Annotated in this window: 7 protein-coding genes; 3 read left to right on the top strand and 4 right to left on the bottom strand. The window is 72.9% G+C overall.

Features of this window, described 5'->3' with window-relative positions:
• Window positions 1–209 precede the first annotated feature (209 nt).
• From E4099_RS20785 to E4099_RS20775, 3 genes are read right to left on the bottom strand one after another with little or no spacing between them, the layout of a single operon-like run.
• Window positions 210–728, bottom strand: coding sequence for a hypothetical protein (locus E4099_RS20785; protein ID WP_135340605.1), 519 nt, complete (start codon window positions 726–728; stop codon window positions 210–212).
• Window positions 718–1,296, bottom strand: coding sequence for a SigE family RNA polymerase sigma factor (locus E4099_RS20780; protein ID WP_135340604.1), 579 nt, complete (start codon window positions 1,294–1,296; stop codon window positions 718–720). Before E4099_RS20780 ends, E4099_RS20785 begins: the two co-directional genes overlap by 11 nt.
• A 10-nt stretch (window positions 1,297–1,306) precedes the next feature.
• Complete coding sequence (locus E4099_RS20775; protein WP_135340603.1) at window positions 1,307–3,823, bottom strand: dolichyl-phosphate beta-glucosyltransferase; 2,517 nt, start codon at window positions 3,821–3,823, stop codon at window positions 1,307–1,309.
• Between the two features lie 250 nt (window positions 3,824–4,073).
• On the opposite strand from E4099_RS20775, the gene E4099_RS20770 reads away from it, so the two are divergent.
• Together E4099_RS20770 and E4099_RS20765 are read left to right on the top strand one after the other, a co-directional pair.
• Complete coding sequence (locus E4099_RS20770) at window positions 4,074–4,931, top strand: SAM-dependent methyltransferase (protein ID WP_135340602.1); 858 nt, start codon at window positions 4,074–4,076, stop codon at window positions 4,929–4,931.
• A gap of 220 nt (window positions 4,932–5,151) precedes the next feature.
• Window positions 5,152–5,862: an AfsR/SARP family transcriptional regulator gene (locus tag E4099_RS20765; RefSeq protein ID WP_342451934.1), complete on the top strand. Its 711-nt coding sequence runs from the start codon at window positions 5,152–5,154 to the stop codon at window positions 5,860–5,862.
• 101 nt (window positions 5,863–5,963) lie between these two features.
• Here the strand turns inward: E4099_RS20765 and E4099_RS20760 are convergent, their stop codons facing one another.
• Window positions 5,964–6,731 carry an AfsR/SARP family transcriptional regulator gene (locus E4099_RS20760; RefSeq protein ID WP_135340600.1) on the bottom strand — a complete coding sequence of 256 codons (768 nt, stop codon included), beginning with the start codon at window positions 6,729–6,731 and terminating at the stop codon, window positions 5,964–5,966.
• Between the two features lie 762 nt (window positions 6,732–7,493).
• On the opposite strand from E4099_RS20760, the gene E4099_RS20755 reads away from it, so the two are divergent.
• Window positions 7,494–11,700: type I polyketide synthase (locus E4099_RS20755; RefSeq protein ID WP_135340599.1), on the top strand; the 4,207-nt coding region annotated here is incomplete at its 3' end.

The following is an 11,700-nucleotide window of genomic DNA, read 5'->3' as shown; positions in this document are numbered from 1 at the left end:
GTCCGACCCGGTCCACCCCGTCGGCGGTGCGGCCGCCCCCTGCCCGGCACCGCCTCGCCGGCCCATGGGGCGCACCGGCGACCCACGGCCGGCCGCCGCCTGGCACGGGGGGCGAGCACCCGGTGCACCCGCCCGCGGCCCCGTAGGGAACATCCCCCGGCTGCCGGCGGGCCGTCCGGGCACCGTGTACGGCGGCGGGCCCCGCCGGATCAGCCGGTGCCGGTCGGGGTCGGGGTGAGGGCGCCGCCGGCGGTGGCGGAACCCGCGGGCACGGCGGCACCGGTGGTCGGCGTACCCGGGTTGTACGGCGGCATGCTGGACTGGCCGTCCATGGTCGGGGAGCCGCCGGTGTCCGGTGTCGGGGTGTCACCGGTCTTGGACGGACTCGGGTTCCAGGGCGTCGTCCAGGGAGCGCTGGGGCTCGTACCGGTGGACGGCGCGCTGGACGACGGAATGTTGGGCGTGGGTGACGGGGCGGGTGGTCGGTCGGCGGGCGGGGCCCCCCGGTCGCCGGGCAGCACCTGGGCGAGCAGGGCCAGCGCCATCGCCGCCACCGCGACGGCCATGGCCGCCAGCATCGGTACCGCCGCCCGGCGGGCCCGTACCCGTCGCCGTCCCTGACGTACCGCCTGGTCGATGTCGACGCCCGGCGCCCCGGGCCCCGGTCCGGCTTCGCGCAGCGGGGAGAGCAGCCGCGCCGCCTCCCACTCCGCCTCCTCATCGAGCACGGCCGCCGCTCCTCTCCATGGCACTCGCGAACGCGGTCGGTGAACCGCCGAGTTGGGTGCGCAGCCGAGCAAGGCCGCGCGCGGACTGGCTTTTCACATTGCCCTCCGAACAGCCGAGAATCCGGGCCACCTCGGCCACCGGAAGATCACACAGAAAGCGCAGCACCAGCACGGCGCGCTGCCGCGCCGGAATACGGGAGAGCGCGGTGTGCACCATGGCGCGGGTCTCGATGTCCGGCCCGCCGGCGGCCGGCGGGAGCCCCGGGGTCTCCTGCGGGGTCCCGGACAACCGGACCCGTGCCCAGCCCAGCCGCTGCTCGTTGAGGAAGCAGCGGACGAGCATGGTGTGCACATAACGGTCCAGGTCGTCGGCCGCGCGGGCGCGCCGCCAGTGGACGTACAGCCGGGTGAGCGTCGTCTGCACGACATCGTCGGCCCGGTGCGGATCCCTGCAGAGCAGGTGCGCGATGCGGCGCAGGGCGGGCAGCCGTGCGGTGACGTAGGCGGTGTACGCCCGCTCGTCCTCGGCCTCGGCCTCGGCTCGGTCCGCGGCTCCGCTCCACCTCATGATGTTCCGCTCACTTTCCCCCGCTCACGCCGCTCGTGGCGCCGAGCCCGCGTTCCGGGGACAGCTGCCACACCCACACACCGCCGACCCAGCGCGGTCGCTCCGCCAGCAGTCGCTCAAGGGTGACACGGAGTGCCTGGTCACCGGGCTGCGGTGCCAGCACCACCGCGCCCGCCTGCCAGAAGCGCAGGTCCGCCCAGGCGGCGCGGCGCTGCGCCGGTCCGATCTCCGGGACGGTTCCGGTGCGGGCGACCTCGTTCAGCAGGACGGCGGTGGGGCGGAGCACCGGGCCGTAGATACCGATCCGGTCGGGGCCGTAGGGTCCGTTGAAGTAGCCGCCGGGCAGGGAGAATCCGAACTTCGCGGTGGTCTGCCAGTGCAGGGCCTCGGTGTGGACGGGGTCGGGCACCGGTACCGGCACCAGAGTGCTGCCCTCGGGCAGATAGTCGCGCCAGGTGCCGTCGGCGATGAAGGCGGGGACGGTGGGCCGGTCGACGGTGGCCAGCGGGGTGGGGGCGATCGGCAGGAGCGCCGCGGCGACCGCCACCCATCCGGCGGCCCGGCCGGCCCGTGCGCCCCGGCTCTCGGGGCGGGCGCGCTGGAGTCGGTCGCAGGCCAGGGCGATCAGGATGCCGGCCGCGGGTGCCGCCACCATCGCCATCCGGGACTCGATGACCGACTCGAACAGCGGCAGGTCGGCGAGCAGCCGCCACGGTCCGGGCAGCTCCGCTTCCGTCCCCGGCAGCGGGATGGAACGCCCCAGGGACAGCAGCACCGTGCCGAAGGCCACCCAGGCCAGGGCCCGGACCCGGGGCTCCCGCCACAGCCACAGCACGATCACCGGCACCAGCAGCACCAGCGGCCAGCCGAAGAAGGCGTTCTGCTCGGTGCGGTTGACGGCCAGGGTGTCGGCGGTGGCGGGATCGCCGGCCAGTGAACGGCCCGCGAAGGCCACCAGGGCGCCCGGCGGATTGCCCACCGCGCCGTGCAGCACGCTGGTGTAGCTCTGGGCGCCGAAGAACTGCCGGCCCAGCGGATAGGCGCACAGCAGCAGCGCCAGTCCGGCGGCGACGGCGAGGCCGCGGGCCAGCGGGCGCAGTGCCGCACGGGCGGCGGCGGGGTGTGCGACCGCGTAGCCCGCGGCGAAGAGCAGCAGGCCGACGGCGGCCAGCAGCAGCGCCTCCTCCCCGAGGAAGACCTGGTACGCCAGCATCAGGCCGAGGACCACCCCCTCCCGGGTGGTGCGGTCCGGCGCCGCCTCGCGCAGCCGCAGCAGCCGGTCGATGATCAGCGGCATCATGAACAGCACCGCGAAGTTGGGGTGCGCGTTGGCGTGCGAGACCATCGGCGGGGCGAAGGCGCACAGCGCCCCGCCGATCGCCGCGGCCCGGCGGGACGCCACGAAGCGTTTGAGCAGCAGCCAGTACCAGGCGGCGGCGGTGCCGGCCAGACCGCAGGTCAGCACCAGCGCCCAGGTCACGGCCGGGCCGAAGAGCGCGGTGACCGGCGTGAGCGGGACCGACAGCCCCAGCATCGCCGTGTTGGCCATCAGGTTCACCCCGAGCGGGGCGTTCTGCAGGGTGGTGAAGAACAGGTCGTGCGCCCCGAGGACGTGGTGGGCGGTGACCCCGAAGAACCACTCCCACTGGTCCTGGTCGTGCGCACTGTCGACCAGGTAGCGGCGGTCGAGGTCGGCCCACAGTCCCTTGAAGAGCCATCCGGCGAGCAGCAGGTAGGTGAGCAGTACGGCCCGGTCGGCGGGCCGCAGCCGCTCCCGGGCCGACCGGGTGCGCAGCCGCAGCAGTTCCAGGAGCACCTTGGGGTAGTCCAGCGCGCGCACCTTGGATCCCGTCTGGTGGGCCCAGCGCACCGGTACCTCGGCCACCGGCCAGTCGGCCTCGCGGAACATCCGCAGGATCTCGATGTCGATGCCCCAGCCGTCGATCCGGGAGCGCCCGAAGACGGCGCGCGCCCGGGCGCCGTCGAACAGTTTGAAGCCGCACTGGGTGTCCCGGACGCCGGGCACGGCCACCGCCCGTATCAGACGGTTGCCCGCCCTGCCGAGCAGTTGCCGCAGCGGGTGCTGGTGCACCTCGATCCGGGCGCCGGACCGCGCGCGGGAGCCGATGGCGGCGGCGTAGCCGGCGTCGAGCCGCTCGTGCAGCTGCGCCAGTTCCTCGATGGGGGTGGCCAGGTCCGCGTCGGTGACCAGCACCCGGCGTCCCCGTGAGGCGAGCACGCCGAGCCGCACCGCGTGGCCCTTGCCGTGGTTGCCCGCGAAGGGGGCGGGCACCGCGTGCTCCGCAGGCGGCCCCAGCAGCCGGATGCGCGGCTCGGCGACGGCCGCCTCGCGGACCGCGGCGGCGGTGCCGTCGGTGGACCCGTCGTCGACGACGATCAGCTCCCAGTCGGCGTGCCGGCCGGGCGAGGAGCGCAGATAGCGGCAGATCGCGTCGAGGGTCCGGGGCAGCCGGTGCTCCTCGTTGTACGCGGGCACCACGACGGTCAGGTCGACCGTGTCCGGCATCGGCAGGCCCCTAGGGGTGGGGACGGTGGAAGAGTGCAGCACGTGGTGGGGACCACGCCGGGAGGCGGCGAGGTTGCGTGATCTGCGCCACACTCTTCGCCGGTGTGCGGCGGGCGACCGCCCCGCACGGTGCGGCGATCCCGTCTCATCGGGCCGAATCCCCTTTCGCGGGGCCCGTCCCGAGGCTTGGCGCGCGCGGGCGGGGGAAGAGGTCTTGTTGCGGCGAACCTCCCGGGAATACCCTCGAATTATGGACACGAGCCGGAATGGGATAGCCAGCACGACCGAGGCCGAGGCTCCCGAGTCTCAGTCCGTCGGCACCTACTACGACCACCGGATCTTCGACATCATGGCGCAACTCGGGGACGGTAACCTGCATTACGGTTACTGGCTCGACGAAAACGATCAGAGCACGCTCGAAGAAGCCATGGAGCAGATGACCGCTCAGATGATTCGGCGGCTCGCCCCGAATTCCGGTGACCGCATCCTCGATGTGGGCTGCGGGAACGGCACTCCCGCGCTCCGACTGGCCCGGGCATGCGACGTCGAGGTGGTCGGAATCTCCGTCAGCGAACGCCAGGTGGCGCGCGCCAATGAGCGCGCCCGGAGCGCGGGCCTGGCCGACCGGGTGCGATTCGAGCGGGTCGACGCCATGCGGCTGCCCTATGCCGCGGATTTCTTTGACGGAGCCTGGGCGATCGAGTCCATGTTCCACATGCCGGACAAGGCGCGGGTTCTCTCCCAGATCGCCCGCGTACTCCGGCCCGAAGGCCGGTTCCCCATCGCCGATCTGGTCTACCGGAAGCTGTCGGCGGGTACCTCTCCATTGGCCGAGGCCGGTTACACCAGCGTGTACGCGTCGCTGACCGAGTTCGACGCGTACGCCGAACTCGTCGAAGGGGCCGGCCTCATCCCGTTGGAGGTCACCGACATCACCGAGCGGACGGCTCGCTCGAATGCCTGCTTCGCCGATTGGATGCGCACGCAGCGCGACCAGTACGTGGAGCTGTTCGGCGCCGCGGGCTTCGACATGCTGCTCGCGAACCAGGAGGCCATGGCACACATTCCGGACCTCGGGTACGCCATGGTCACCGCCCGTCATCCCTGAGGGGCAGCGGTCGGAAACGGCCTGCCCGACCAAAGCGATTCTGAAGTCGCGCCCAACGGTCCGATGCGCGGCGATGTGTCCGTACGCGACTCCAACCGGAATTCGACTGGAGCGCTATGTCGACCTGTGGACAGCGGGCCCCCGGCTCCGCTACAAAAGATGCAGCTGATGTCGGCTAGGGGGCCAAATCGTGCGATATGAGATTCTCGGACCTCTCCGCGTGGTCGATGAACGCGGCAGCTCGTGTGTCAAGGCGGAGAAACTGGCCGTCGTCCTGGCGGTGCTGCTGATTCGTTCGGAAAAAGTGGTGACCGCGGAACACCTCATGACCGAGATCTGGGGCGAGGAACTCCCCCAGCGGGCCACCGCCGGAATCCATGTCTATATCTCCCGGTTGCGGAAGTTCCTGCACCGCCCGGGTAAGTCCAGTCCCATTGTCACGCGACCTGGCGGCTATCTCCTCCACACGGTTTCCGACGAGTTCGATGTCGAATTGTTCCAGCAGTTGGTGACCGAGGGCCGGAAGAGTGCGCGGGACGGGCAGCACGTCGAGGCGTGCGTCTGCTTCGAGCAGGCGCTCGGGCTGTGGCGCGGCCCGGTGCTCGGCGAGCTGCGGCCCGGTCCGATCGTCGAGGGCTTTGTGAAGTGGATTTCCGAGATGCGTATCGAGTGCACGGAACTGCTGGTCGACTCCCAGCTCGAACTCGGCCGCTATGAGGAGCCCATCGGCCGGCTGTCGCCACTCATCGCCGAGTATCCGCTGCGGGAGAAATTCCATTGGCAGCTGATGCTGGCGCTGCACCGGTGCGACCGCCGGGACGAGGCCCTGCGCACCTACGAATCCGCCCGGAGCGTGCTCGACCGCGAGCTGGGGCTCGAACCGGGGCCCAAGCTCAGGGAGTTGCACCAGGCGGTGCTGCTCTCCGGCTGACCGCCCCGGCGCCCGATCCCCCGGGGTGTCGCCGTCGCCGGCATCCGCCGCCACTCCGCGGCGGGCGCGGCGGACGCGGCGGACGCGGTCCCGGAGACAGCTCAGACGAAGGCGGCTTCCAGCTCCGGGTCGCCGACCAGGATGGCCTGGTGCAGATCGCGCAGCGAGCAGGGCGGCTCGAGACCGAGTTCCTCGCGGAGCACCGTGCGCGCCGACTGGTAGACGCTCAGCGCGTCCGCCCGGCAGCCCGACCGGTAGAGCGCCAGCATCAGCTGCCGGTAGAACACCTCGTGCAGCGGATGCTCCTCGGTCTGCACATAGAGGTAGCTGACGAACTCGCGGTGGCGGCCGAGCCGCAGTCCCGCGTCGACCAGGGACTCGACACACCCCAGGCGGGCCTGCTCGGCCCAGCAGACGAAGCCGTTGACGATCGGGCCGTCGCGCAACTCGTCGAGGGCGGGCCCCCGCCACAGGGCGATGGCCTCCTCGAAGGCGGCATACGCCGCCTCGGTGTCGCCCGCCTTCCGCTCGGCCCCGCCCTGCCCCACCAGCCGCTGGAACACCTGGAAGTCGAGTTCGTCGGGGCCCAGCCGCAGCAGGTATCCGGTCGGCACGGTGACGATGGGGTTGACCGGGGTCTGTGGCCGCCGGAGGAACTTCCTCAGCTGCGACACGTAGACGTGGAGGGCCCCCTGCGCCTGCCCCGGCGCCCGCTCGCCCCAGATCTCGGTGATGAGCTCCTTGGCGCTGACCGGCTGCTCCGCGCGCACCAGCAGTGTGGCCAGCAGCACCTCGATCTTCCGGGCGCTGAGGGAGGTGATCGACGCGCCGTCGACCACCCGCATCGGCCCCAGTATCTCGTACCTCATCGCAGGCGGTCGCCCCTCGGTATCGCCGCCGAGGGGCGGGACCGTTCGGATTCACCGGAGAATGTTCGCACTCGACACCACGCCCCATCTCGAATCACGTTCGAACGCGTCAATCTGACGGACAGCAAGCGGCAATTCTGAGGACGATTAAGCCGGCGGCTCCCCTTGGGCGACATGGCCGGGAAGCACACCGCTGATAAGCCCGATCTCCCGATGGAACCGTGCGCTATGTGCACCTGTCAACTGACGGTCGCACTTTCGATGTTTCCTCACATCTGCCGAGCAGACGGCCCTCCGGCGCTCACGGAACACCGCAGAGCGGAGTGGAATGGACATATGCTGCGCCGGATGCGCATCACCTGATGAAACCGGGCAACAGGCCCCGTACTCACACGCCGTCGAATGCAGAGGAACCCACGCAAACCCCCAAGGCAGCCGTGGTCCGCCGGCACACGGCGGGGCACCGCCCCTTCCGTCCTGGCCCCGGCCCGGACACCACCCGGGCGCCGCCCTGCATAACACGCCGGCTCATTTGAATTCAACAGTGCCCTGCAATTCACTGGCCGCTGAACTCGCGGGGTCTTCGGACGGTCTCCGGGGCAGCGACCGACCGGGGATTCACACGCACCCGATTAGCTGGACTTAAGGATCGCTGCCAAGAATGCAAGCACTTCGCGCCTGAACACGGACGCTCCCGCACCGCGGTCCTTCCCACCGGCCCGGCCACGACCAGTCGTTCATCGATTCGAGTATGGGGGTGTGATGGCTGGTACCCGTCCGGCCCGGTCACGGCCGACGGCGCCCATCGCGATCGTGGGGCTGGCGTGCCGACTGCCCCAGGCCCCCGCGCCCTCGGCGTTCTGGCGGCTGCTGTGCGACGGCCGGAGCGCCATCGTTCCGCTGCCGGCCGGCCGCTGGCCCGCCGACCCGCAGGCGCCGCCGCGGTTCGCGGGGCTGCTGGACCACGTGGACCTCTTCGACGCGGACTTCTTCGGCGTCCCACCGCGCGAGGCGGTGGCGATGGACCCGCAGCAGCGGCTGATGCTGGAGCTTGCCTGGGAGGCGCTGGAGGACGCCGGCATACCTCCGCGGACCTTGTCCGGCAGCCGCACCGGGGTCTTCGCGAGCGCGATGTGGGACGACTACGCCGCGCTGTGGCACCGGCGCGGGCCGCGGGCGGTCACCCGGCACACCATGGCCGGGCTGCACCGCGGCATCATCGCCAACCGGGTCTCGCACCGGCTGGGCCTGCGCGGCCCGAGCCTCACCGTGGACGCGGCCCAGTCCTCCGGGCTGGTGGCCGTGCATCTGGCCTGCGAGAGCCTGCGCCGCGGCGAGGCCGATCTGGCACTGGCCGGGGCGGTGAACCTGATCCTCGCCGAGGACAGCGTGCGGGCCGCCGAGGCCCAGTTCGACGGGCTGTCGCCGGACGGCAGGTGCTACACCTTCGACGCCCGGGCCAACGGCTTCGTACGCGGCGAGGGCGGCGGGGTGCTGCTGCTCAAACCCCTGGACGCGGCGCTCGCCGACGGCGATCCGGTGTACTGCGTGATCCGGGGCGGGGCGGTCAACAACGACGGCGGCACCGACGGGCTGACCCGGCCCAGCGCGGCGGCGCAGCGGGAGGTGCTGCGGGAGGCGTACCTCCGGGCCGGGGTGGCGCCCGCCGAGGCGCAGTACGTGGAGCTGCACGGCACCGGCACGCCGGTCGGCGACCCGGTGGAGGCCGCGGCGCTCGGCGCCGAGCTGGGCCGGGACCGGCCGGCCGGCTCCCCGCTGCGGGTCGGCTCCGCGAAGACCAACGTGGGGCACCTCGAAGCCGCCGCCGGCGTCGTCGGGCTGCTGAAGACGGCGCTCAGCATCCGGCACCGGCGGCTACCGCCCAGCCTCAACTTCGCCACCGCCCACCCGCGGGTCCCGCTCACCGAGCTGGGGTTGCGGGTGCAGACCGAGCTCGGCGCCTGGCCGCACCCGGACCGGGTGCTGACGGCCGGCGTGAGTTCGTTCGGCATGGGCGGCACCAACTGCCATCTGGTGCTGGCCGAGGCACCCGCGCCCTCGGCCCCGTCGCCGGCCCCCGCTGCGGCGCCTTCCGCCGCGCCGCCGGTCATCCCCTGGCCGGTCTCCGGCGCGACCCCGGCCGCGCTGCGCGCCCAGGCCGGGGCACTGCGCGAGCGGCTGCGCGGCCGGCCCGACCTCGACCCGGTGGACATCGGGCACGCGCTGGCCACCACCCGTACCGCGTTCCGGCACCGGGCCGTCCTGCTCGGCAAGGACGCGGACGAGCTGCTCGCCCGGCTGGACGCGCTGGCCCAGGGCGCGGAGCCGGCCGGTTCGGTGCTCGGCGAGGCCTCCGGCGGCCGGGTCGCCCTGCTCTTCAGCGGTCAGGGCAGCCAGCGCCCCGGGATGGGGCGGGAACTGTACGCGGCCTACCCGGTCTTCGCCGAGGCGCTGCGGGACGCCTGCGCGGCCCTGGACGCGCACCTGGACACCCCGCTGCTGCCGGTGCTGTTCGCCGCCGCACCGCCGGCGGGGAGGGCCGCGCCGCTGGACCGGACCGAGTACACCCAGCCCGCGCTGTTCGCCGTCGAGGTGGCCCTGTACCGGCTGGTCGAGTCCTGGGGGCTGCGGGCCGACCATCTGATGGGGCACTCCGTCGGCGCGATCGCCGCCGCGCATGCCGCCGGGGTGCTCTCGCTGCCCGATGCCGCCGCCCTGGTGGCCGCCCGCGGCCGGCTGATGCAGTCGGTCGCGGCCCCGGGCGCCATGGCCGCCTGGCAGGCCACCGAGGAGGAGGCCGCCACAGCCCTGCGCGGGCAGGGCGGCCTGGGCATCGCCGCGGTCAACGGCCCGGCCTCGGTGGTGGTCTCCGGCGACCGCGAGGCGGTGCGCGAGGCCACCGCGGCCTGGCGGGCACGCGGCCGCAAGGCCACCGTGCTGGCGGTCAGCCACGCCTTCCACTCACCGCACATGGACGCGGTTCTCGCCGAGTTGCGGGAGGTCGCCGCGGGGCTCACCTTCGCCGCACCGCGCATCCCGGTGATCTCCGACCTGACCGGGCGGCCGGCCACCGAGGACCAGCTGCGCTCGCCCGACTACTGGGCCGACCACGCCCGGCAGCCGGTGCGGTTCATGGCCGGGGTGCGGCACCTGTGCGAGGCCGGTGCCGACCTCTTCCTGGAGCTGGGTCCGGACGCCGCGCTGGCCGGCATGGCCCGCGAGTGCTTCGCCGGACTCCCCGGCGAAGCGGCACGCCCCACGGCGGTGGCGGTCCAGCGCCGGAACCGCCCCGAGGCCGAGACCTTCGTCTCCGCCATGGCCCATGCCCAGGTCCGGGGCGCGGCCGTCGACTGGGAGCGTGCGTTCGCCGGACACCGGCCGCGGCGGGTGGACCTGCCGACCTACGCCTTCCAGCGGGAGCGCTACTGGCCCGAGGAGTCCGCGGAGGAGCCCGCGCAAGCGCCGCCGGCGCACCAGGAGCCTCCGGCAGGGCCCCGGCCCGCCCCGTCGTCGGCTCCCCGGCCGCCCGCGGGCAGCTCCACCGGCCCGGCGGATCCGCTGGCCACCGTCCGGACGCACACCGCCCTGGTGCTGGGGCACGGCTCCGCGGACCGTGTCGATCCCAACCTGACCTTCCGGCAGCTGGGCTTCGACTCGCTGGCCGCGACCGAGTTGAGTGAACGGCTCAGCGCCGCCACCGGGCTGCCGCTGCCCGCCACGCTCGCCTTCGACCACCCGACCCCCGCCGCGGTCGCCGCTCAGTTGCGCGCCGCCGACCAGCGGCAGCCGCTGGGGGCCGGCGCCCCGGCCGTACCGCGGTCCGGCACCCGCGCCGAGGAGCCCATCGCCGTGGTGGCCGCCAGCTGCCGCTACCCGGGCGGGGCCGACACGCCGGAGGCGCTGTGGCGCCTGGTGTACGAGGGCATCGACGCGGTGGGCCCGTTCCCCGCCGACCGGGGCTGGGACCTGGCCGTGCTGCGGGGCGCCGACCCGGACGGGTCGGGCGGCAGCGCCACCGCCGAGGGCGGGTTCCTCTACGACGCGGCGGAGTTCGACGCGGAGTTCTTCGGCATCAGCCCGCGTGAGGCGCTGGCCACCGACCCGCAGCAGCGCCTGGCCCTGGAGTTGTCCTGGGAGTTGCTGGAACGGGCCGGCATCGGCCCGGCGTCGGCCCGGGAGACGGCCACCGGGGTGTTCATCGGCGCGACGGCCATGGACTACGGCCCGCGGCTGCACGAGGCGACGGCGGAACTCGAGGGGCACCTGCTCACCGGCGGCGCCGCCAGTGTCATCTCCGGTCGGGTGGCCTACGCGCTGGGGCTCCAGGGGCCCGCGGTGACGGTGGACACCGCCTGCTCGTCCTCCCTGGTCGCCATCCACCTCGCCGCCCAGGCACTGCGCAACGGCGATTGCGACCTCGCCCTGGCCGGCGGCGTCACCGTCATGGCCACTCCGGGGATGTTCACCGGCTTCTCCCGCCAACGCGGCCTGGCCCCCGACGGACGCTGCAAACCCTTCGCCGCCGCAGCCGACGGCACCGGCTGGGGCGAAGGCGCCGGACTCATCCTCCTCGAACGACTCACCGACGCCCAACGCAACAACCACCACATCCTCGCCCTCATCCGCGGCTCCGCCATCAACCAAGACGGCGCCAGCAACGGACTCACCGCACCCAACGGACCCTCCCAACAACGCGTCATCCACCAAGCCCTCACCAACGCCCACCTCACCCCCGCCGACATCGACGCCGTCGAAGCCCACGGCACCGGCACCACCCTCGGCGACCCCATCGAAGCCCAAGCCCTCCTCAACACCTACGGACAACACCACCCCACCCTCCAACCCCTCTACCTCGGCTCCATCAAATCCAACATCGGCCACACCCAAGCCGCAGCAGGCATCGCCGGCACCATCAAAATGATCAAAGCCATGCAGCACGGCCAACTACCCCCCACCCTCCACATCGACC

Origin of the sequence: Streptomyces palmae (genome assembly GCF_004684805.1) — a bacterium.
GTDB classification, from domain to species: domain Bacteria; phylum Actinomycetota; class Actinomycetes; order Streptomycetales; family Streptomycetaceae; genus Streptomyces; species Streptomyces palmae.
The sequence above is the reverse complement of the archived record's forward strand: the minus strand, read 5'-3'. Positions and strand labels throughout refer to the sequence as shown.